Below are 21,812 nucleotides of genomic sequence, written 5' to 3'. Positions count from 1 at the left end.
TCATCTACACTCAAACGAACACTCATTTCAACGTAAGCGCCTAGTTAACCAGTGAGACCTTATTCAGCCTCGCTGATTTCTACATTCCATGGCATAAGATCAGTTAAATCATCGCTTGGTGAACGCTTCGGTAACTCCCTGAACAGGTGCACGAAGTAGAAGTAGGGATTGATGTCGTTGGCACGGCAAGTCATGACCAGGCTATAGAGGTTTGCGCTGGCCTTTGCTCCGTCTACTGAAGTTGAGAACATCCAATTTTTGCGCCCCGTGGTAAACGGACGCACATCTCTCTCAGTCACGTTATTATCGATGCTGATATGACCGTCTTCAAGATACGTAAGAAGTTTTGGCCACTGGTTTATCGCATAGTTGATGGCGATCCCGAGCTTACCTTTCGGTAGTTGTGTTTCCTTAATTCCGACCAACCATTGATGGAACTCATCGAGTATAGGCTTGGCTTTTTGTTGCCTTATCTGTCGCCGCTTTTCTGGGCTTAGTTTTCTAGTCTCCCGTTCTATACCGTAAAGCTTCCCGATATAGTTCAGCGCTTTTTCTACACGGCCAACTTTCTTGGTCGGTTGAGCTTTTTGAGCATCGGTGAACTTACGTCTTGCATGGGCCATGCAACCCGCTTGCGTGACATCTTTAAGAGTGTCATATGCGGGATACCCATCCGACAGCAGATAACCAGAGTAATCACCAAGGAAGGTGTTGAGGCAGTTTGCCCCGCGCCCTGGCTGATAATCATAGATAACCACAGGTGACTTATGGAACTCGCCACTGCGATAGACCCACATATAGGACTTGCTTTGCGCTGTTTTCCCTGGCTCTGACAGTACCTGTACCGTGGTTTCGTCTGCGCAGATTAAGCTTTCAGATAACAAGCGTGCTTTCATCTGGTCGATAATGACGTCAACGTTGTTCCCTAGCTGAACACACCAGTTGGCCAGCGTACCTCGGCTAATATCGATGTCGCCTCGCTTAAGAATATCAACCTGACGGTATAGCGGTAGCGCATCAACGTATTTGGCAGTAACGATGGCGGCGAAGGTTTCTGGACAACCGATACTTTTCGGGATCATGCTGGCGGGTTTGGGGGCTGTGACGATCTTGCTGCTGGTTTCGGTGTGTTCACACTGACGGCAGGCATATTTGGTTCGTTCATGGCGGATCACACTGATTTTCTGAGGGATGATCTTCAGCTCTTCAGAGGTTTCCACCCCACATTTATGTAATTCGTGCCCACAACATTTGCAGTGTGGGGCATTCAGAGTGTGAACCTGAACTTCTCGCTCCAGCTCTTCAGGTAGCGGTTTACGTCCTTTTTTATGATGAGCTGGCTCTGGTTTGTGCAGTGCATTTTGCTGCTCGGCTTCATTGAAGGTACCTTTAACCACCTTTTCACTCTGGGAAGAGAACCGTTTGGATTTACTGAGGTTGAGTTGCTCAAGCAGGAGTTCCACCCGTGTTTTAAGCTCAGCCATTTCTTCTTGCTGGGCCTGTAGTTGCCTGTCCTTCGCTTTGTTTTCTTCCTGAAGTGCTAACAGTATCGCTTTCAGTTGTTCTACATCGTCAGGAAGGTGATTCATCGGTCAGGCTGCTCTTGGTCAGGATTATGCTGTTAGTCTGACAGGGTAAAAGGATCGTTCAAGTCCTTTATCACGATCATGGTATTGGCTCACACTTCAAGGCCATATAAGGGCTGATGAGCTTTAGGGTGTTCCAGATTAAGCCCAGAGAGTAACCATTGAAGTTGCTGTCTGGAGATAGCGACATGACCAGATGCATTGGGTTTAGGCCAGTTAAAACGACCTTTTTCCAGTCGGCGGTAATAAAGCCAAAAACCATTAGTATCCCAGAACAAGATCTTAATTTTGTCTCGGCCGCGGTTGCAGAAGATAAACCAGGCTTCACTGAACGGATCCATTTCCAACACATCAGCCACAATCAATGACAAGCCATCAATAGACTTGCGCATGTCAGTTATGCCCGAGACCAGGTAAATACCCAAGTTCGGTATTAACACGTCAGAGCCTGTAACCAGTTTTGGATTTGGTGTGCTGGCATGTTAGAGGGAAATTCAACGGTCATTCCTGTTGGTAGTGAAAGCATAACCGACTGGCGTTCCCCTATGCTTTTCGGGCTATCTTCTATCAGGACAGGATGCACCACTTGTTGCTGTTCGCCCCCATAAAGCTTTTTGCGCCAGTAGTAAAAGGTATTTACCGTCAGTTGGTTTGCCTTGCAAAACGCGACAATGGATAACTCACTTTGGCTCTGTTGCTCAATGATTTCTGCCCAGAATTGAGTTTTGTTCGATTGGTTCATAGTGACTCCTTGGTTGCGAAATCACTATGCCTAGAATGCTGAGTTATTGGTAGGTGGGTTTAAATAGACGCTTACACTCAAGCCAACGCTATTGCGAATAGTGGTGCCGTAGGTGTTCTGCAGGATGCATTCAGAGCGGAACTAGAGAAGCTGGGCTTTGACAACTTTGATGTAGGTACCGTTACTCGCGGACATCGTGGCAAGCAAATGCTCAAGATTCGTCTTACAGATAAGACCAACGGGATCACTGATGTTGCAAGTGAAGGGGAGCAAAAGTGCATTGCCCTAGCTGGTTTCTTGGCTGAGCTTACTGTAGATAACAGAAAATCAGCCATTATCTTTGATGACCCAATTAACTCACTCGATCACAGATGGCGTCGCTTGTTCGCTGATCGCATCGCTCAAGAAGCTTTAACGCGTCAGGTGATTGTGTTCACTCACGATATGTCCTTCCTAAAGATGTTAGAGGAATCAACAGGGGTATCTCAGGCTCCTTTGGAAGTGGTTTCTATTCGTAAATTAGGGAATATAGCCGGTTATCCTTTCCGAGAGCCACCCTGGGATGTCAAGAATACAAAAGCTCGAGTTGGTGAACTGAAGAATTTGTCGCCTCAACTCAAAAAGATGGAAGCATCAGGTAATTTTGAGTATGAATGGAGAGTTAAGCATGCTTACGGTTTGATGCGTGAAACTTATGAGCGTCTTGTTGAAGAGTGGCTACTGGGAAAAGTTGTTGAGCGATTTGGTCGCGCAGTTAAAACTCAAAGCTTGAAAGAGATCGTCGACGACGTGACCTCTGAAGACAATGATATTATCAATGCAGCGATGTCTAAATGCAGTACTTATATGTGCGGTCATGACAACGCAACTGGTTTGGCAGTTGATTGTCCTCGCGCGAGTGAATTTGAGAAAGATGTAAATGCTTTGGACGAATACTTCAAGGCTCTGAAGAAGCGCCGCAGCTAAACTAAGGAGCTGAGTCTATAAAGTTGCTAACTCCAATCTTCTATATTTCTTGTTCTTAATTTGGCAGAGCGTTTCATGAAATATTAAACTTAAAAACAATAATTTGAGTCAATTACTGGTGTTGGGTGTTTTTGGCTGCGAAAGCAGCCAACATGCTCTCAAACAACAAAGCAGTCCAGCTTAATTTCCCCAATCTTAAGTTATCCTAGATGACTGATTTAGAGCATAAAGTCTAACTGATTTATGTCCAGAAACGTGTTACTGATCACCAAGCGATTCTGTCGTACTACTAAATCAAAATTGTCAGATCGTGTATGAATCAGCACATTTAAAAAGAGGATGCCAGTGGCATCCTCTTTTTTTGCTTATGTGTATGTCTAAATGACAATGTGATTCTTAACCTGATCGGTGACTTTTTCCAGTGCTTCTTTGCGCTCTTCCAAGTAGTCATACCGATCGTAGATACCCTCGACTCCTTTCAGCTTATGATTTAAACAGCGCTCCGCGATATGGCTAGGCACTTTGACTGAAGCGAGTAGGCTACGGCAGGTGCGGCGTAGATCGTGAACCGCAAAGTGTTTGATATCGCCCATTTTATTTGGTGGTTGTACCTTACGACCGGGCTCTCGACCAAATAGCTTTGAAATAGCCCTGTTCAGTGTGTCTTTGCCCATGTGAGGTACTTTGCTTTCCCTTCTGTTTGGGAAGACGTACTCCGAACGACAAGCTCGCTGATGTAGTTCTTTAAACCATTTAATGCACAGCTCCGGAAGCGGAATAGTGAAACTTGTCCCAGATTTGCTTCGCTCCGCTGGTAGGTGCCATAAAGCATTATCTAGATCGAACTCAGCCCACTTTGCTTCTGTTAGCTCTGATTTACGAACGCCAAGACAAAGAAGCAGAGTACAAGCTAGGTAGTTGTCTCGGTTGAAACTATAAATGTTTTGGTTGAAGACGGAAAAAACATGTTTAATCTCTTCAAGATCTAAGACCCGATCTCGACTCTCTTCAATGCCACCAGCATCATAGTTAGAAAATGCTAGTGCAGGGTTAGACTCAATAACTCCAATCTTCATACCGTGCTTAAAAAGCTGCTTACAATACATCAGCGTGTCATTAGCTGTGGTTGGGCGGCCACTGTTTGCGACTGTTTGGATGATGTTACGGATATCTAAAGGGGTAACTCGTTTCAACGTGTATTGGCCAATGTGTGGGGAGATTTCTTTCTGATAAATACGCTTAGGTATATTGGGGTGCTTGAGCCTTTTGGACAAATCCTTGTACCAGTCTTCGAAGAGGTCATCGATTATTTGTATATCGGCTTGCTTACTCCGTTTTCTTTCTGCAATTGGGTTAATCCCTTCGCTGATTTGCTTTCGAAGCTCAGATGCTTTCAACCTTGCATCTGCAAGAGAAAGTTCATCGACCTTGCCAATAGTCACCTCCTTTCTTTTCTTAAAAAGGGTGTACCTTAGCATCCAGTATGGTCGACCTACTCTAGGAATCATTAGATAGAAACCATCACCATCGGCATGACGACCCGTTTTTTGGTCTTTTACTATCGCCTTAACTTGGTTGACGGTGAGATTCCCCATCTCTATCTCCTTGAATTTATAGCTCTAATCGAAGTTATCATTACATCACCCTCCAGAAGTGGGGAGTATGTTGTGATATTTATACTACGGTGGGGAGTAAATAGCAAAGTGCTACCCAAGATACTCCCCGTTTTTTCATGGCTGTTGATGAATTTTATGGATGTATATGGATGGTGAAAATAACAAAGCCCTTATAAATAAGGGCCTTGTGGAAGTGTGTGGAGTAGAGGGGAATCTATTCGATATTTTGGATCTGCTCACGCATTTGTTCAATCAGCACTTTCAGCTCTACCCCTGAAGCCGTGATATCGGTCGAGATCGATTTTGAAGCCAGTGTGTTGGACTCGCGGTTAAACTCTTGCATCATGAAATCAAGCTTACGGCCACAAGCGCCGCCTTTTTTGAGGACATTGCGCGCTTCTTTGATGTGAGAATCTAAACGGTCAAGCTCTTCTGCCACGTCAGACTTTTGCGCCAGTAAAATCAGTTCCTGCTCGACACGGGTGGCATCAAGTTCAATTTTTGCTTCTTCAAACTTGTTCAATAGGCGTTCACGTTGCCATTGCAGAATTTCTGGCATTCGCGCGCGAACCTTGACCACTTCTTCACTGATCGCCGTTAAGCGTTGCTCGATTAACGCTTTCATGTTGTCGCCTTCACGACCACGAGCGTCAATAAATTCAACAATCGCTTCATCAAAACCGGCCAATAACGCTTTATTAATGCTGTCCATATCTTGCTCAGGCGTTTCCATCACACCTGGCCATTGCATAATTTGGAATGGATTGATGCGGCTGAGCTCACCAGTCATATGCATGATTTGATTAGCGGCTTTGATCACTTGATTGGCTAATGCTTCATTAATATTGAGTTCACTTTTGGCCGCTGGATTGGCTTCATAACGCAAATGGCACTCGACTTTACCGCGGGCAAGGCGTTGGCGAAAACGCTCACGCAGCACCGGCTCTAAACCGCGAAACTGCTCAGGAAGACGAAAGTAGGTTTCTAAATAACGTTGGTTAACGGAGCGAATTTCCCATACTGCCGTGCCCCAGTCGCCTTTGACTTCTTTACGTGCGTAAGCGGTCATGCTGTAAATCATTACGGTATCCTTTATTAGTCGGTCTGCTTTTAGTGCAATAAATCAATAATACGGCAAAGACTGACGAGATCCTAGGTTAGATAAGCACGAACGAATGTAACCAGCACTGCTGCGGCGTCAAGTAGGAAGGGGATGGGCCTAGCACCTAGGATTTTACCGCCACTTCCAGTATAATCTCGCCCCAATCTTGTTGTTCCCTTCACAAAAGGCATTCATCCATGCGTCCAAATGACCGCGCTGCAGATCAAGTTCGCCCAATTAAAATCACTCGTAACTATACGGCTTACGCTGAAGGTTCGGTACTCGTTGAATTTGGTAATACCAAAGTGTTGTGTAACGCAACCGTGGAAGAAACCGTACCGCGTTGGCTGAAAGGTCAAGGTAAAGGCTGGGTAACGGCTGAATATGGTATGTTGCCACGAGCTACCCATTCGCGCACCCGTCGCGAAGCGGCCAATGGTAAGCAAGGTGGCCGTACGATGGAAATTCAGCGCCTAATTGCGCGCAGTTTACGTGCAGTAGTTGATTTAAAAGCCATGGGCGAAATCATGATCACCGTCGATTGTGATGTGATTCAAGCGGATGGCGGGACACGCACGGCAGCGATCAGTGGTGCCAGTGTGGCCATGGCTGATGCTTTCGCGCATTTAGTCGCCAAAGGCAAACTGAAAGCGAATCCGATGAAAAGCCATGTTGCCGCGGTATCAGTGGGCATCTTAGGTGAAAACATCCTGTGCGATTTAGAGTATGTGGAAGATTCTGCCGCCGACACTGATATGAATGTGGTGATGACCGAAGAAGGCAAGATGATCGAGATCCAAGGCACCGCAGAAGGCGAACCGTTCAGCCATGAGCAGTTGCTGGCGTTACTTGCCTCGGCGCAAAAAGGCATTGTTGATATTGTCGCCGCCCAGAAAGCCGCGTTAGCGGAATGATTGAGTAAGTAGCTCCCGTTGAGGGGGCTATTTTTTTATCTCTATCTTCGTCGTCATTAACTTGATAGCTGTGTTAGCGGCAATTTTCGCCCAAGTCACTTACAAAAGTAAGCTCCCTGGGTCTCAAATCTTCGCTGCCTTGCTCTCAAGCTAATGACTGAGAAGATGGTTAGTTTTAGTTAACGTAGAGAGAAAACAAATGAAAGCCTACCAGCGTGAATTTATTGAGTTTGCCTTAGAAAAGGAAGTATTGAAATTTGGTGAGTTTACTTTGAAGTCTGGTCGTAAAAGCCCTTACTTCTTTAATGCTGGCCTGTTTAATACTGGTCGAGATCTGGCCCGTTTAGGCCGTTTTTATGCCGCCGCCTTGGTGGATGCGGGGATTAAATTTGATGTGCTCTTTGGACCGGCCTACAAAGGCATTCCCATTGCGACCACCACCGCGGTGGCTCTAGCCGATCACCATGAAATCGATACCCCTTACTGCTTTAACCGCAAAGAAGCCAAAGATCATGGTGAAGGCGGTAACCTGGTTGGCTCACAATTAGCAGGGCGGATCATGTTGGTGGATGATGTGATCACCGCGGGCACCGCCATTCGCGAGTCGATGGAAATCATTCAAGCCAATGGCGCACAGCTGGCCGGTGTCTTGGTGGCGATTGACCGTCAAGAAAAAGGCCAAGGCGAATTATCCGCGATTCAAGAAGTTGAGCGCGATTTTGATTGCCAGATTATTTCTATCGTTAGCTTGGGCGATCTGGTGACTTATCTAAAAGAGCAAGGGGGCGATCCGGTGCAGTTAGCCGCAGTAGAGGCTTACCGAGCTCAATATGGTGTTGTCGCTTAACGACTCCGTAACAGGAAGTCTGTTAGATAAAGCCCGTTAGAGAAAGCAAAGGCTCAGTGTCGATAACCGAGCCGTTGCTTATTGCTGTTGATCCTTGCTTATTTAAAGATACCGTGGTGTTGGCGGCAACGCTAAGTAGCCTAAGTGCGGCGTGATTAACGACTGCTTGAATGAAGCGATGGCTGCCAAGTCAGCGCGGCGGATGCTTTCTCTTTTGGCGCACGTAGCCAAAGGGCGATACACAATGATACGCCAAGCAGTATGAGCATGACACTGAACGCCGCTTGGAAGCCGCCGAATAATGACGCTACGATAGAGCCAAAGAAGCTACCCAAACCAAAGCCTAAGTAAATCACCCCATAGTTTTGAGTCAGAGAATTTAGCCCAAAATAATCGCTGACCAAGGTTGGAAATACCGTAATCGCGCCACCAAAGCTAAAGGCAACACAAGAAATTGCCATGAAAAAGCGCATTTCATTGAGAGGAACAAACAATAAGGTGCTAATGCCTATCGTGCAAATCAGCAGCGCCATCCCGACCACTTTGCGGCGCTCCATTTTATCGGACAAAATACCTAATACTAACCGTCCGGCAAGGTTCGCCATCGCGAGGATCGCCACTGAAGAAGCGGCCGCCGCGGTGGAGAGATGCACTTGCAGCTCGCCAACATCTTTCGCGACGCCAATCACGTATAATCCGCTCATACAAATGGTAAAAAACACCGTTGCCAATAACCAAAACTGAGGCGTTTTGGTACTTTGCTGTAGTGAGTAATCTTGGCTACTTGTGCTGCTCGACGAGCTTGGCGCTTGTACCGGCGCGTCATGCATCAATAATCCACCCAATACCACCAAACTGCCGGCAATCAGAGCCCACATGGTAAAGGTCATACTCACACTGCTGTGTTCAAGAAAGTATAAATTAATATACTTAAACCCTAAGCTGCCGAGGCCATAAGCGCCGATAGCACAAGCTGAAGCTAGGCCTTTACGCTCAGGGAAAAACCGCACGCAGTTGGATAACGTCATTAGGTAGCCAGTGCCGTCGGCAAAACCAAGGATTAACCCCGCACTGATATACAGCAACCACACTTGGGTCACTTGTCCAGCCCAAAGTAAACCTAGGCTTAATAATAAGCCTGCTGCCATCGTCACCCGGCGTACGCCAAAACGCTTTTGCAGTAATCCGGACACGGAAGAGGCCAAGGCAAGCGCCAAGGTTAATAGCCCAAAAGAGAAGGCAATCTGGTTGACGGGAGCGGATAATTTTTCCGCCAGCGGGGCATTAAATAAGCTCCAGGTATACACAGAGCCAAGGGCAAATTGCGCAATAATGGTACCAATTAAGGTCCGTAATCGTGGGGATATCATGCCTAACATAAACGGTACTCCATAACAAAATGGGTAGGAACTACCGTTAAGATACGAGCCTAAATCCCCTAACTTCAATAGGGTTAAAGCAAGATAAAATGAGCTGCATTACTCGCGCATTAAATGCAATTATTTGGCATGAATTACAATTGCATTCGCTCGCGGAATGTTTTTAAGTTACTCCGGCTGACCGGGATTTCGCTTTGCGTACCTTGTAAGTGCAGGAGGTAAGTACTGTTTACCCAAGGGATGATCTCCTGCACGCGAGTGAGATTGACACAATAAGAGCGATGACAGCGGAAAAAGTGCTGCGCCGGCAGTTGCTCGTAAAGCTCACTGATCGGATACGGCACATAAAACTCGCCATCTTCACAGTACACCAGAGTAATTTTCTCTTTCGCCATGGCGTAAATGACCTGCTCAGGCTCGGTGATCCGAATCCGATTTTCACGCATAAGATGCAGCGGCGAACAGTTCGGCTTTGGCTGATTGATGGGTTGCGCCTGCTGTAACTTATCAAGTACGTTTTTCACTCGCTGTTCATTGAGTGGCTTTAACAAATAATCAAACGCTTCGAGCTCAAAGGCTTCCGCCGCGTGCTCTTTGTAAGCGGTGGTGAAAATAATATAAGGAGGTCGAATGGCCGCTGGCAGACTACGAGCTAATAACATGCCATCCATCGCGGGCATATTAATATCTAAAAACAGCACCTCTACAGGATGGTTTTGTAAATATTTCAGGGCTGATAAACCATCGTCAAAACTGGCGATAATCTCGATATCACTATGTTTTTCAATTAAATAACGTAGCTCCTCTTGAGCCAAATATTCATCCTCAACCACTATTGCGCGTAACATGCTTTCCCCTTAGTGAGAATATCAAAGCGAATTTGTGTTCCAGGGTTTAACCGTTCAATGTGCAGACCTTGACCGTACAATAAATGCAATCGCTGATGAACGTTCATCAAGCCAATGTGCTGACTGTCTATGTCACCTTGATAGAGCTTATCAATCAACTCTGGGGCAATGCCAACCCCTGTATCTGTGATAGTAATTTGCGCACCTTGCGCGGTTTTGCGTACTTTGATCGTGACTTGACAAGTATGAGCAGAGGGCTGAAAGCCATGTTGGATCGCGTTTTCCACCAAAGGTTGGATAAGGAGTGGTGCAATCGAAATCGCCACCGGCTCAACATCAAAATGCACCTGCAGCTTACGCCCAAAGCGAGCTTGTTCAATCGCCACATAGTCGCGCACTTGTTTTAACGCATCATCCAGCGGGATAAGAATTTGTGTGCGCTGGAGATTATAGCGTAAGAAGTCGGCCAAATTACCAATTAAGCTGCGCGCCTCATCGGGGCGCAGACGAATCAAGCTGGATATCGCATTTAACGCATTAAACAGAAAATGGGGATTAATCCGGCTTTGCAGGGCAGAAAACTCGGCTTGGCTGGCCATTTCTTTCAATTGTTCCACCCGCGAGACTTCTAATTGCGTGGAGATCAACTGTGATAAACCAATCGCCATCTCTTTGAGTGGACGACGAATACGGTTCGGTTGGCGATAAAAAATCTTTAAGGTACCAGTGACTTGTTGATTCTCCCACAAAGGGATGATCAACAAGGAGCGAAAGTTATGTAGATTTAAGTTATTACTAATGATTTGTTGGCCGAGTTTGACCGCTTGTTGGGTCAGTTCACTGATTTGATGATGAGCATCAAAGTATTCTTCTTCACCTATCCCCACACAAGCCAGCACATCTTGCGTATCGGTGATCGCTACCGCATCGGCTTGTGTGTTTTGCAAAATCACTTGGCAGCCTTTCGTTAAAGCCGCTCGGCCACCTTGGCGAAAATAAGGCAAAGTTTGCGTGGCAATATGTAACGCTTGTTTGGCTTGCTGGGCAGCTAGGCGCTCTTTTTCATCATCAAGGTGTTGTACCAACTGAATAATTAAGCCGATGCATAGGGTGCCGGTAATCATCGGAAAACTGATGTGGCTGACAATGCTATAAGCCAACTGATTATCTTCGGCAAGCAGTAAAATGAGTCCCATGGTTAGCGCTTCACACGCCATGCCGACCAAAATACCGTAGCGAGCATAGTGAGCTTTGTCAGCTCGATAATGGATCAACGCCGATAATAATCCCGCCACTATGCTAGCAATCAAGCAGGCTTGTGAAGTGGGGCCATCAATATCAATTAAGTAGCGATGTAGCCCAGAAACGACTCCAGCACTTACTCCAACCCAAGGGCCAAACAAAATACCGCCCGCGACAATGGCAATAATCCGTACGTTGACCAAAGAGCCATCCACATTGACTCCAGTATAAGTGCTAAACAAGGCAAAACCGATAAACAGCGCCGCCAGCAAGGTGGTTTCCGCGGGCCGGCGATCGGTCTTTTGTACTATGGTTTGAATCAGGTGCAAGCGTGTTAACCAAAACAGCACCATCAGCAGTAGGGCCGCGCGTTCAAACACCGCCAGTAACATCACAAATTGGTCGTTATACATCATGGTAAGAGCGAGAAATGAAAAAAGGGAAGTCAGTGTAACGGACTTCCCTTTTTCATACCTATGATTCAGATCATGCGCTGATAAAGCTCATTTCATCAAAGTCGTGTCGGAAAATGAATAGTGCCGGCAAATCATTTAGGCGTAGCGACTATCTCTTAATTCAGGATCTGGTAAGGTTTTAAATCGTTTATGCAGCCACATCCATTGTTCTGGAGCACGTAAGATAACCTGTTCAACGTACTTATTCATATAAGCCGCCGCCGTCGTTTCATCCTTTTGTGGATAGTCGGTCTCAACAGACAGATCGGCCATCAGTTCATAGCGACCTTGTGCATTGCGAAAACCAGAACCCATGACAATCGCACAATGACTGGTGTAAGCCAAAATGCTGGTACCTGTCGTAGTGCAGGCATCTTGCACCGCAAAGAACGGCACAAATACCGACTTTTTACGACCATAATCATGATCGGGTAGATAGAAGAGACGACCACCTTGACGTAAAACACGGATCATGGCTTTAAGATCTTTACGATCGATTAACTGGTTGCCATTACGTGTTCTACCTCGGTATTGAATAAAATCATAGGCTGGATTGTTATGTGGTCGATATGCGCCATAACCGGGTAAACCTAATACCGCGAAGCCTCGTGCGGTTATTTCTAAATTCAACGCATGCACGCAGCATAATAATACGCCGTGGCTGTTTTGGTCATGTGTCCGCAGCGCGGAGAGATCTTTCTCGACCAATAAGGTTTTAAAACGCCACGTTGGCCAAAACCAAGTGATACCCGTTTCAATCAGTGCTGCGCCGGTATTTTTAAAGTTCTCAACGACAAACTGCTGGCGCTCAGTGGCGGTCATCTCTGGAAAAGCCAGCTCAAAATTACGCTCGGCAATCTTTACCCGTTTTTTTCCAAAGCGCATAGCAAAACGACCTAGGCCACGGCCAATATTTAATAGCCATGAATAAGGAAGGAGATTAACCATTAGTGCGAGAAAACCAAAGCCCAGCCATACACCCCAATATTTAGGGTGCAGTAATGCCACTGAAAATTCTGGTTTGCCGTATTTTTTGGGATTTGTCATGGTGATTACTACTTAATCTGTGCACTCAGTAATGCCCAGTACGCATCGAAATTAGCGGTGGGCAGGTATTTAAAATCAGAACGAACAAAACGGTTTAAACTGCCTTCGACTTGGCCGAGCAATTGCGCCGCTAAAATACTCTCATCGACCGGAAACGATTTACCTTCACGCAGTTTTCGCTCGCGTAAAATCTGCCGCAAAGACGTTTCGATTCGTTCATACAACTGATTAATTCGCTCCCGCAGCCGTTCATTTTCAAACATCAACGCATGGCCCGATAAAATTCGCGTCAGGCCGGGGTTGCGTTCAGAAAAAGCCAAAATCAGCTGCACAACGAGACGAATGCGATTTAACGTATCTTTTTCTTCATCCAAAATACGATTGATACGTGACATGAGTGATTCTTCAATAAATTCAATCAAGCCCTCAAACATTCGCGCTTTACTGGGAAAATGACGATATAAAGCCGCTTCTGATACACCGACTTGTTTGGCGAGTTTAGCCGTCGTGATGCGAGATGCTCCTTCGTGGGATTCCAGCATTTGTGCCAGTGCTTGGAGTATTTCTTCACGGCGATTGATTTTTTTGTTACCAGCCATAACCCGACTTCCTTTGATGACCATTGATAGCGACGCAATAAGCAGCAAGATTTGCCGAGTTCACTGAGTGGATTCCTCGCTAACGAATGGCTATGCGATGATGCACTTGCTGGCAAACCGAGTACTCAGGTGTATCGACTATAGATGGCGATGAATTAACAACATTAACGCTTGGGCTAACTCACGTTTGCTGCTCAGTGGCAAAGCGTGTTGACCATTAGACCAATACACCATGAGTGCATTGTCATTGCTATCAAAACCTTGGCCAGAGATAGAAACATCATTGGCGCAAATCATATCCAGCTTTTTCTTGGTCAGTTTTCCGAGGGCGTATTTTTCCACATCCTGTGTTTCTGCGGCAAATCCTACCGTGAAAGGACGGCGTTCGGTTAATGCCGCTACCGAAGCAACGATATCCGGGTTCTTGACCATGGTGATACACAACGTATCGCTCTGTTCGGTTTTTTTGATTTTTTGTTCAGCGACGACATCAGGTCGATAATCCGCGACCGCAGCGCATCCAATAAAGATATCATGTTGTTGGGCATGATCCATCACCGCTGCATGCATCTCTAGCGCACTCTGAACATTAATCCGCTTCACTTTGGCGGGCGTTGTTAAGGTGACCGGCCCACTGATTAACGTCACTTCAGCGCCTAGAGTAGCCGCAGCGTCGGCAATGGCAAAGCCCATTTTGCCTGAACTGTGATTAGTAATATAACGAACGGGATCTAATGCTTCGCGAGTCGGTCCTGCAGTAAGCAACAGTTTCTTTCCAAGCAAAGGTTTAGGCGCAAAAAAAGCGTCGCAGCGCTCAACCAATTCGAGTGGCTCAAGCATGCGTCCCGGCCCGACATCGCCACAGGCTTGTTCTCCAGCGGCAGGCCCCCATACCGAAACGCCGCGTCGCACAAGGGTCGCGATATTATCTTGCGTTGCTTGGTTACGGTACATCTGTTGGTTCATGGCGGGTGAGATCACCACGGGAGCATCCGTTGCGAGTACGACGGTGGTTAATAAATCATTGCCCATCCCGGCGGCTAAGCGAGCGATAAGATCCGCCGTTGCCGGTGCTAACAACACCAAGTCCGCCCATTTAGCTAACTCGATATGCCCCATTGAGGCTTCGGCTGCAGGGTCAAGTAAGCTATCGGCAACAGGATGCCCCGAGACAGCTTGCATGGTTAAAGGGGTAATAAATTCTTTTGCCGCATGGGTCATCACCACGCGAACTTCCGCGCCTCGTTCACGCAATCGGCGCGTTAATTCTGCACATTTATAGGCCGCAATGCCGCCACTAATGCCAAGCAGAATATGTTTTCCTGCTAATGTTTGCATCTGGATTCCTCGAAAATTCTGCGAGTTATGTTAGCACAACTCCCGAAATATGTGGCTGCTGTGTTAGCTGCATTTTCTCTCTGCATTATATGGCTTATCAATAGTTATGAGGATTTTCTCACTTTACGCAGAGCAAAAAACCAACTGGTTGGCCTAAATATCGTCAAATTTCACGGACACTCACAGATATATTACGATTTTTTATGCATCATAAAAGCAACAACAAATCAATTAGGATAACCGAATGACCTCGTTAAAGAGCAGAACCAAATTGCTATTACTGACGCTGATTCCATTGGTGCTGATCACTGGCTTAATGACCATGGTGAATTATTGGAGTAATGCGCGTGCACTTGAGCAAGAATTAACCCAATATCGCGAGCAATTGGTCGAGACTCGTAAAGCTGAGCTGCAAGCGTATTTAATGATGGGCGTGACTGCGGTTCAATCATTATATGAGAGTGATCGTAATGGTGAGAATCAAGCCGCAGCCAAAACCTTACTCAAAGCGATGCGTTTTGAAAGTGACGGTTACTTTTTTGCCTATGATTCACAAGGTGTGAATACCTTGCATGCCATCAATCCTTCTCTGGAAGGAAAGAATCTCTATGGCTTACAAGATGAAAATGGCGTGCCAGTGATTGCAGGGCTTATCCGCGCGGCGAAATCCGGTGATGGCTTTTTGTACTTTTCTTGGCATAAACCGACGATTAATGCGCAAGCACCTAAATTGGGTTATGCCGAATATTTACCCAAATGGGATTGGGTACTGGGTACGGGGATTTATATTGATGATATCGATGCACAAGTCGCCCAATTTCAAGTATTACGTCAAGATCAAGCGAAAGAGCAAATGTGGTCAACGATTGGTTTATCGTTGGTTGGACTATTGATCACCAGTATTGTGGTCAGCGTGTTGGTGGCTAAGGGCGTTGCGCCATTACAGCACGTGGTTGCTTCACTGCAAGATGTGGCGGCTGGTGAAGGGGATTTAACCGCTCGATTGAAGGTAGAAAGCCAAGATGAAATTGGTGAGGTCGCCAAAGCGTTTAATGCCTTTATGGATAAACTTCATCCGATGATAAAACAGTTGCGAGAGTCGGCGCAACAAGTGCAATTGGCTGCCGGAGAGTTAGATATACAAACCACGCAATCTAATCAAAAAATGAACAGCCACTGTCTTGAAACGGATAAAGTCGTAACCGCGGTAACCGAAATGAGCGCTACAGCACGAGAAGTGGCGAATAATACCAATGCGACTTCGCAAGCGATTGAATCTGCTAATGGTCAAATCCGAGATGCTCAGCATGAAGTGAATAGTGCAATTGAAGGGATCAGCGAATTGGTGCGTGAGGTTAACCTCACCTCAGACGCGATTCAAGATCTGAGTCAGCGTACCGATAAAATTACTCAAGTTTTAAATGTGATTGGTGAAATCGCGGGGCAGACAAACCTACTGGCGTTGAATGCGGCCATCGAAGCGGCGCGAGCAGGCGAACAAGGACGAGGTTTTGCGGTTGTCGCTGATGAAGTCCGTTCTTTGGCGAGTCGGACACAAAATAGTACGCAAGAGATCAGTGAAATGCTTCAGTCTCTTCACCAAGGGGTAAGCAAAGCGGTTGAAAGCATGAATACTAGCCAAAAGCGGGGCGAAAAAACCGCTGAAGAATCGATGCATATCAAACAAAGTTTGGCTGGGATTTCACAAGCTGTCGGTTTAATTCAAGATATGGGGATCCAAACCGCATCGGCGGCAGAGCAGCAAAGTGCGGTAGCCGAAGATATCAATCAGAACTTGGTCGCGATTCAGCACATCGTTAACCAGTTGAGTGATAATTTACAGCACTCAGAATCGATCAGCTCACGCTTGGCGGCTTCTGGACAACAAATGGGGAATCTCGTCAGTCACTTTAAGCTTTAATCAACAAGCGAGTTACAAGTGAGACTGATCTCATTCCCATCTTCACTCAGGCCCATTTGGGCCTGAGTCATTCTTCGCTTATAAAAGAGAGCCCCGTGTGCTGACATTAACCCAGTTTGAAAAAACGGGTTGCTTTGTTGGCAAGGGGTCCGCGTCGTTATCCTCTATTTAGTAGACTTGGAGCATAGTCATGGGTCTCAAAGATCTTCCTGTAGAATCAATGCCACGAGAAAAGCTACTTGCCAGAGGGCCACAAGCGTTATCCGATGCTGAACTGCTAGCGATTTTTTTACGCACCGGCACACCAGGCATGAATGTTTTAGAACTGGCGGATTGTTTATTACGTCAAGCGGGTTCATTACGTGCTTTGTTCTCTGCCAGTAAAGATCAATTTTGCACGCATAAGGGGCTAGGCGAAGCTAAATTTGTCCAATTACAAGCCGTATTAGAAATGACTCAGCGTTACTTGGCTGAAACTTTAAAGCGTGGTGACGCGTTAACCAGCCCTCAACAAACCAAGTTATATTTAACCAGTGTGCTGCGTGATCGCCAGCGTGAAGCCTTTTATATTCTCTTTCTCGATAATCAACATCGTGTTATTCAAGGTGAAGTCTTGTTTGAAGGGACGATCGATGCGGCCAGTGTCTATCCTCGGGAAGTCGTCAAGCGAGCGTTACAACTCAATGCGGCGGCATTAATTTTGGCCCATAATCATCCTTCTGGCATTGCAGAACCCAGTCAGGCTGATCGCCGAATTACTCAGCGTTTAGTCGATGCTTTGCAGTTAGTCGACATTCGTGTCCTTGACCACTTTGTGATTGGTGATGGTGAGGTGGTTTCCTTTGCGGAACGAGGATGGATTTGACGGATATTTTATGTTGTGACTTAAGATTATTCTGGTATGATTCGCGCACTAAATTATCAACCTAAACTCAGCTCTGCTTAAAAAAGATCACCAAATCCGTAAAAAGGATCTGTTCGGGTCTTGAGCAATGCATGTCAAGTTAGTATAATACGCGACCTTTGATAGCCTTGTATGGATTTTCCATAACGGTTTTTAACCTCAAACTTCTTAATACATCGAGAACGAGGTTCGGCCACCAAGGTTGATATCGAGCTGAAACGATTTGGAGAAGACATTCATGTCCCGAGTATGCCAAGTAACTGGTAAGCGTCCAATAACGGGTAACAACCGTTCACACGCACGAAATGCTACTAAGCGTCGTTTTCTGCCGAACCTACAAACTCATCGTTTCTGGGTAGAGAGCGAAAAACGTTTTGTTAAACTACGTCTAACTGCTAAAGGCATGCGTATCATTGATAAGAAAGGCATCGATGCTGTTCTTGTTGATATCCGTGCACGTGGCGAAAACGTTTAAGAGGAATTGAGCAATGGCTAAAGGCATTCGTGAGAAAATTCGACTAATATCTTCTGCAGGTACTGGTCACTTCTACACAACTGACAAGAACAAACGCAACATGCCAGGCAAATTTGAGATCAAAAAGTTTGATCCAGTAGTTCGCCAGCACGTTGTTTACAAAGAAGGCAAAATCAAGTAATTGATTGCGCACTCTGTTGTAAAAGTAGCGAAAACCCAGCCAATTTGGTTGGGTTTTTCTTTGTGCGCCGAGCATGGCGTTGATCTAGGAGGTGAAAGTCCTCTACGGGCTCAGTCGAGCGGGAACCGTTAGCCTATGCAAGGGTGTTCATCGTGAGGTGAAATCTGAAGGAAGCAAATGGCAAAACGTGGTGATGACGAACAGAAATCTGATAGTAGGCTGTGTCGACTTGGGTAACCTAGCAATAGATAGAATAGCCCAACGACTCGACGAGAAGTGCGATGCAGTAAATCAGGCATGACCACGAGAAAGAACAACGTCTTACCTCGGGAGATCTTATTATCTGTTTCGGACGAAACTAAGCAGCCAGTGATGGATGCTGATGGGTAATAAGGAGTCAGCAGAAGGCATAGTACCTTGAGGAAGTACAACTTAAGGGAAGGCCGGAACTGAATAGGTCAAGAAGCAGTCGCCAGATATTCAAATCAGTGGAGTAACAGTAACGATGCGACCCATCTCTACGTTCCGATTGGTGAAGCCAAAAGTGGAACTGACGGAAACGAAGCGTAACAAGCTGATTTGGCATAGAAAGAAGGACGAGTCTTGATGGACACCACTCGATTACTCGAACAGATGTTCAGTCCGGGTAATTTAAACGCTGCGACCAAACAGGTGAAGCGCAACAAGGGGTGCGGTGGGGTAGATAGACTGACGATCACAGCGACCTTGGAAAAGCTTCGCCAGTTGGATAATGGGCAGCAACTTCGCCAGTCTTTACTGGATGGAAGTTACCAACCGTCTCCCGTTCTGGGTGTAGAAATCCCCAAGCCAAAAGGTGGAGTACGCCAACTGGGTATCCCAACCGTTCAGGATCGCATCGTACAACAAGCGATGGCACAGCTCCTGACACAGTTGTATGAGCCGAAGTTCTCAAAGAGCAGCTTCGGGTTCAGACCAAGAAGGAGTGCTCATCATGCTTTGTCGAAAGCGAGTGAATACATTCGAGAAGGGCGGGGATATGTAGTCGATATAGATCTGGAGAAGTACTTCGATACCGTCAATCACGACAGACTGATGTATCGGCTGTCTCAAGATATCGCGGATAAACGGGTGCTGAAACTGATCAGGAAATATCTACAAAGTGGTCTGATGCGAAATGGAGTGATAGAGCGAAGACAAAGAGGAACCCCACAAGGAGGTCCTCTGTCGCCGCTGCTCTCTAATATCGTATTGGATGAGCTTGATAAAGAGTTAGAACGTAGAGGTCATAAGTTCTGCCGATACGCAGACGATTGCCAAATCTACGTAGGTAGTGAAGCAGCAGCGCAACGGGTGAAAACCTCGGTTACGGAGTTCTTGGAGCAGACGCTTAAATTACGGGTAAACCGTGAGAAAAGTGCGGCGACCAGAGTGAGTGAGCGTAGCTACTTGGGACACCGCTTCAACGATGATGGTGTGATAGGTATCAGTGATGACGCCATGCATCAAATGAAGAAACGAGTGCGACAAGTCACCAAACGAAATAGAGGACGAACGTTCCCGGCAATCATCAAGGAACTATCGACGTATCTACGAGGTTGGCAGAACTACTTTAAACTGGGCTTAAGGCCGTCATCGATGAGTCACCTAGACAGTTGGATAAGACGCCGACTGCGGTGCTACCGTCTAAAACAGAAAAAGCGGAAATACAGCATAGCGATGTGGCTGATTAGTTTAGGAGTCGCCAAACCTAATGCATGGAAAGTCGCAGGTTCAGATAAAGGATGGTGGAAACTCTCACGGACGCCCCAAGTCAATCAGGCTTTACCCAACAAACGGTTGGAAGAGTTGGGGTTATACTCATTGTTGGAAGGGTATGAAACATTGAAAATCTATTCGGAACCGCCGTATGCGATCCACGCTTGTACGGTGGTGTGAGAGGACGGCGGGAGTGATCCCGCCTCCTACTCGATTTTCTAGGCTAGAAAAACTAAAACCGCATTATTATTGATAACAACGATACTCTCGTTCGTCATCCCCGCGAAGGCGGGGATCCATTCAGCAGCATACGCCAAGTGATTGAATGGGTACTGGATTAACCACTAACTTTATTTCGCTTATCAATAATCAGCTTACCGTTTACTGTCATTCCGTATGGATTCCCGCCTGCGCGGGAATGACGGCGGTTGGTGAGGAGGAGATAGGTTCTAGGATCTGTCCTCTTCCTTTGCTATTCTTTTGGTATCTAATTTATAAGCTAAGGAATGCTGCATGCGTATTGCCCCTCATCGTCGTCGGCGATGGAACAATATCCTGATTATCTTGGTACTGCTGTTTATTGGGGTGTTAAACTTACCGCCATTACTTAAATCTTATCTGATGTCTAACAACAGTGAAGAGCAAGTTTACCCAAGTTTATTTATTCCGAATACACCATTACAGGCCGTTCATACACGATCGTTTGAGCTGACGTTAGAGCAAGATCAATGGCAGTTGACTCCGACTGGTGAGGTTTCTGCGCCGCAATTAGCCCAGCGCTGGCAAGCTTTAGTCGGTACCGAGGTTGATGAACAAACCGTACGTTCATTACAGCCAAGTTTGATCGGGCCGCAAACCATTGAAGTCTGGTATCGCGATCAGGAAGAGCCACAGCGGATCACTTATTATCAATCACCGCAGTTTTGGTTATTTAAAAACTGGCAAGATAAGTGGATTGCTATCTCAGTGGAAGCCGATTATCTTTTCCCTTCATCCAGTCGTTAAGATCTTAATTCGTCAACCATCTTGGAGCTATGATGCCTGAGTTACCCGAAGTCGAAGTCAGTCGCTTAGGCATTTCGCCGCATTTAATTGGCCAAACCATCGCCACGATCACTTGGCGCTGTGAAAAACTACGCTGGCCGATCCCCCATGAATTAACTCACCTGGAAGGCCAGCAGATCACGGCTATTTCACGCCGCGCCAAATATCTATTCATCGAAACCGAAGCGGGCAATGCGATTATTCATCTCGGTATGTCGGGAGCCCTGAGAGTATTAGACGCGGATTTCCCAGCAGGTAAGCACGATCACGTTGATCTTGTTCTTGCGAATGGCAAGTTACTGCGCTATCACGATCCACGCCGCTTTGGCGCTTGGCTCTACATTGCGCCCGGAGAGAGTCACCCTTTACTTGAACATATGGGCCCTGAACCATTGACTGACGCGTTTAATGCCGAGACGATTGCTAAACGTGCGAATAATAAACGCTTAGCGATAAAAGCGTTTATTATGGATAATAAAAACGTGGTTGGGGTGGGCAACATCTACGCTAATGAATCGTTGTTCAAAGCCAAAATTCACCCTTTAAGACCGGCGCAAAGTTTATCGGACACCGAGTGGCAATGTTTGGTCAGCGAGATAAAAGCCGTACTGGCGACAGCCATTGCGCAAGGTGGCACTACGCTGAAAGATTTCTCGCAAGCCGATGGCAAGCCAGGCTATTTTGCCCAAGAGCTGCAAGTGTATGGCAAAGGCGGTAAACCTTGTCCTATTTGCGCGGAACCGATTCTTGAACAGAAAATTGCTCAGCGTAACAGCATGTTCTGTAACCACTGCCAAGATTGACTAATATTTTTATTATCTAATGATGGACATGAAAATCACTTGGCGTAACATTAGCCTCCTGTTTTC

The 21,812-nt window shown here is 46.4% G+C and carries 21 protein-coding genes; 10 read left to right on the top strand and 11 right to left on the bottom strand.

The genetic code is table 11. The features are described from left to right. Positions 1–59: 59 nt before the first annotated feature. The 3 genes from VIB_RS16120 to tnpA form a co-directional block, all read right to left on the bottom strand. The gene (locus VIB_RS16120; protein WP_004395543.1) at positions 60–1,589 is read right to left on the bottom strand and encodes an IS66-like element ISVme1 family transposase; all 1,530 of its coding nucleotides are present in this window, start codon (positions 1,587–1,589) and stop codon (positions 60–62) included. A gap of 89 nt (positions 1,590–1,678) precedes the next feature. After that, a complete protein-coding gene (gene tnpB / locus VIB_RS16115) occupies positions 1,679–2,026 on the bottom strand; it encodes an IS66 family insertion sequence element accessory protein TnpB (protein ID WP_040904400.1) in 348 nt (115 codons plus the stop codon). Beyond that, positions 2,020–2,328, bottom strand: a complete 309-nt coding sequence (gene tnpA, locus VIB_RS16110; protein ID WP_040904403.1) for an IS66 family insertion sequence element accessory protein TnpA — start codon at positions 2,326–2,328, stop codon at positions 2,020–2,022. Before tnpA ends, tnpB begins: the two co-directional genes overlap by 7 nt. Positions 2,329–2,391: 63 nt before the next feature. Between tnpA and VIB_RS16105 the strand changes: the two genes are divergently transcribed. Beyond that, positions 2,392–3,294 carry an AAA family ATPase gene (locus VIB_RS16105; protein ID WP_083797803.1) on the top strand — a complete coding sequence of 301 codons (903 nt, stop codon included), beginning with the start codon at positions 2,392–2,394 and terminating at the stop codon, positions 3,292–3,294. Between the two features lie 377 nt (positions 3,295–3,671). Here the strand turns inward: VIB_RS16105 and VIB_RS16100 are convergent, their stop codons facing one another. After that, the gene (locus VIB_RS16100) at positions 3,672–4,889 is read right to left on the bottom strand and encodes a tyrosine-type recombinase/integrase (protein ID WP_004397488.1); all 1,218 of its coding nucleotides are present in this window, start codon (positions 4,887–4,889) and stop codon (positions 3,672–3,674) included. Positions 4,890–5,124: 235 nt separating this feature from the next. Further along, a complete protein-coding gene (locus tag VIB_RS16095) occupies positions 5,125–5,991 on the bottom strand; it encodes a YicC/YloC family endoribonuclease (RefSeq protein ID WP_004397487.1) in 867 nt (288 codons plus the stop codon). A gap of 218 nt (positions 5,992–6,209) precedes the next feature. Here VIB_RS16095 and rph point away from each other — a divergent pair, with 218 nt between their 5' ends. Beyond that, a complete protein-coding gene (rph, locus tag VIB_RS16090) occupies positions 6,210–6,926 on the top strand; it encodes a ribonuclease PH (protein WP_004397486.1) in 717 nt (238 codons plus the stop codon). A 199-nt stretch (positions 6,927–7,125) separates the two neighbouring features. Beyond that, positions 7,126–7,773, top strand: a complete 648-nt coding sequence (gene pyrE, locus VIB_RS16085; protein WP_004397485.1) for an orotate phosphoribosyltransferase — start codon at positions 7,126–7,128, stop codon at positions 7,771–7,773. Between the two features lie 155 nt (positions 7,774–7,928). On the opposite strand, the gene VIB_RS16080 is transcribed toward pyrE, so the two are convergent. From VIB_RS16080 to coaBC, 6 genes are all read right to left on the bottom strand, one after another. Then, positions 7,929–9,152 (bottom strand): MFS transporter, encoded by a 1,224-nt coding sequence (locus VIB_RS16080; RefSeq protein ID WP_004397484.1) that lies wholly within the window; start codon positions 9,150–9,152, stop codon positions 7,929–7,931. A gap of 134 nt (positions 9,153–9,286) precedes the next feature. After that, positions 9,287–10,000, bottom strand: coding sequence for a LytR/AlgR family response regulator transcription factor (locus VIB_RS16075; RefSeq protein ID WP_004397483.1), 714 nt, complete (start codon positions 9,998–10,000; stop codon positions 9,287–9,289). Then, entirely contained in the window at positions 9,985–11,655 is a 1,671-nt protein-coding gene (locus tag VIB_RS16070) for a LytS/YhcK type 5TM receptor domain-containing protein (protein WP_040905735.1), read from the bottom strand. The genes VIB_RS16075 and VIB_RS16070 overlap by 16 nt, the downstream gene beginning before the upstream one ends. A gap of 138 nt (positions 11,656–11,793) precedes the next feature. After that, positions 11,794–12,744, bottom strand: a complete 951-nt coding sequence (locus tag VIB_RS16065; protein WP_004397481.1) for a Kdo(2)-lipid IV(A) acyltransferase — start codon at positions 12,742–12,744, stop codon at positions 11,794–11,796. Between the two features lie 8 nt (positions 12,745–12,752). Then, entirely contained in the window at positions 12,753–13,343 is a 591-nt protein-coding gene (slmA, locus tag VIB_RS16060; protein WP_004397480.1) for a nucleoid occlusion factor SlmA, read from the bottom strand. A gap of 138 nt (positions 13,344–13,481) precedes the next feature. Further along, positions 13,482–14,681 carry a bifunctional phosphopantothenoylcysteine decarboxylase/phosphopantothenate--cysteine ligase CoaBC gene (coaBC, locus tag VIB_RS16055; RefSeq protein WP_004397479.1) on the bottom strand — a complete coding sequence of 400 codons (1,200 nt, stop codon included), beginning with the start codon at positions 14,679–14,681 and terminating at the stop codon, positions 13,482–13,484. 244 nt (positions 14,682–14,925) lie between these two features. Here coaBC and VIB_RS16050 point away from each other — a divergent pair, with 244 nt between their 5' ends. The 7 genes from VIB_RS16050 (at position 14,926) to mutM (ending at position 21,746) form a co-directional block, all read left to right on the top strand. Further along, entirely contained in the window at positions 14,926–16,602 is a 1,677-nt protein-coding gene (locus VIB_RS16050; RefSeq protein ID WP_040905699.1) for a methyl-accepting chemotaxis protein, read from the top strand. Between the two features lie 190 nt (positions 16,603–16,792). Continuing rightward, complete coding sequence (gene radC, locus VIB_RS16045; RefSeq protein ID WP_004397477.1) at positions 16,793–17,467, top strand: RadC family protein; 675 nt, start codon at positions 16,793–16,795, stop codon at positions 17,465–17,467. Between the two features lie 277 nt (positions 17,468–17,744). Then, complete coding sequence (gene rpmB / locus VIB_RS16040) at positions 17,745–17,981, top strand: 50S ribosomal protein L28 (protein ID WP_004397476.1); 237 nt, start codon at positions 17,745–17,747, stop codon at positions 17,979–17,981. A gap of 13 nt (positions 17,982–17,994) precedes the next feature. Then, positions 17,995–18,162, top strand: a complete 168-nt coding sequence (gene rpmG, locus VIB_RS16035; protein ID WP_004397475.1) for a 50S ribosomal protein L33 — start codon at positions 17,995–17,997, stop codon at positions 18,160–18,162. A 606-nt stretch (positions 18,163–18,768) separates the two neighbouring features. Then, positions 18,769–20,079, top strand: coding sequence for a group II intron reverse transcriptase/maturase (gene ltrA, locus VIB_RS16025; protein ID WP_000381813.1), 1,311 nt, complete (start codon positions 18,769–18,771; stop codon positions 20,077–20,079). A gap of 333 nt (positions 20,080–20,412) precedes the next feature. Beyond that, positions 20,413–20,904, top strand: a complete 492-nt coding sequence (locus tag VIB_RS16020; RefSeq protein ID WP_004397474.1) for a hypothetical protein — start codon at positions 20,413–20,415, stop codon at positions 20,902–20,904. Between the two features lie 32 nt (positions 20,905–20,936). Then, positions 20,937–21,746 (top strand): bifunctional DNA-formamidopyrimidine glycosylase/DNA-(apurinic or apyrimidinic site) lyase, encoded by an 810-nt coding sequence (gene mutM, locus VIB_RS16015; RefSeq protein ID WP_004397472.1) that lies wholly within the window; start codon positions 20,937–20,939, stop codon positions 21,744–21,746. Positions 21,747–21,812 lie beyond the last annotated feature (66 nt).

Source organism: Vibrio metschnikovii CIP 69.14, from assembly GCF_000176155.1.
GTDB classification, from domain to species: domain Bacteria; phylum Pseudomonadota; class Gammaproteobacteria; order Enterobacterales; family Vibrionaceae; genus Vibrio; species Vibrio metschnikovii.
This window is presented reverse-complemented; position numbering and strand designations above follow the sequence as displayed.

Coding starts and splice junctions, on each gene's coding strand:
- tnpA (WP_040904403.1), bottom strand. CDS start 2,328: ATGAACCAATCGAACAAAACTCAATTCTGGGCAGAAATCATTGAGCAA.
- rph (WP_004397486.1), top strand. CDS start 6,210: ATGCGTCCAAATGACCGCGCTGCAGATCAAGTTCGCCCAATTAAAATC.
- VIB_RS16100 (WP_004397488.1), bottom strand. CDS start 4,889: ATGGGGAATCTCACCGTCAACCAAGTTAAGGCGATAGTAAAAGACCAA.
- ltrA (WP_000381813.1), top strand. CDS start 18,769: ATGGACACCACTCGATTACTCGAACAGATGTTCAGTCCGGGTAATTTA.
- rpmG (WP_004397475.1), top strand. CDS start 17,995: ATGGCTAAAGGCATTCGTGAGAAAATTCGACTAATATCTTCTGCAGGT.
- mutM (WP_004397472.1), top strand. CDS start 20,937: ATGCCTGAGTTACCCGAAGTCGAAGTCAGTCGCTTAGGCATTTCGCCG.
- VIB_RS16065 (WP_004397481.1), bottom strand. CDS start 12,744: ATGACAAATCCCAAAAAATACGGCAAACCAGAATTTTCAGTGGCATTA.
- coaBC (WP_004397479.1), bottom strand. CDS start 14,681: ATGCAAACATTAGCAGGAAAACATATTCTGCTTGGCATTAGTGGCGGC.
- slmA (WP_004397480.1), bottom strand. CDS start 13,343: ATGGCTGGTAACAAAAAAATCAATCGCCGTGAAGAAATACTCCAAGCA.
- VIB_RS16095 (WP_004397487.1), bottom strand. CDS start 5,991: ATGATTTACAGCATGACCGCTTACGCACGTAAAGAAGTCAAAGGCGAC.
- VIB_RS16120 (WP_004395543.1), bottom strand. CDS start 1,589: ATGAATCACCTTCCTGACGATGTAGAACAACTGAAAGCGATACTGTTA.
- VIB_RS16050 (WP_040905699.1), top strand. CDS start 14,926: ATGACCTCGTTAAAGAGCAGAACCAAATTGCTATTACTGACGCTGATT.
- VIB_RS16080 (WP_004397484.1), bottom strand. CDS start 9,152: ATGTTAGGCATGATATCCCCACGATTACGGACCTTAATTGGTACCATT.
- VIB_RS16070 (WP_040905735.1), bottom strand. CDS start 11,655: ATGTATAACGACCAATTTGTGATGTTACTGGCGGTGTTTGAACGCGCG.
- VIB_RS16075 (WP_004397483.1), bottom strand. CDS start 10,000: ATGTTACGCGCAATAGTGGTTGAGGATGAATATTTGGCTCAAGAGGAG.
- radC (WP_004397477.1), top strand. CDS start 16,793: ATGGGTCTCAAAGATCTTCCTGTAGAATCAATGCCACGAGAAAAGCTA.
- VIB_RS16020 (WP_004397474.1), top strand. CDS start 20,413: ATGCGTATTGCCCCTCATCGTCGTCGGCGATGGAACAATATCCTGATT.
- pyrE (WP_004397485.1), top strand. CDS start 7,126: ATGAAAGCCTACCAGCGTGAATTTATTGAGTTTGCCTTAGAAAAGGAA.
- rpmB (WP_004397476.1), top strand. CDS start 17,745: ATGTCCCGAGTATGCCAAGTAACTGGTAAGCGTCCAATAACGGGTAAC.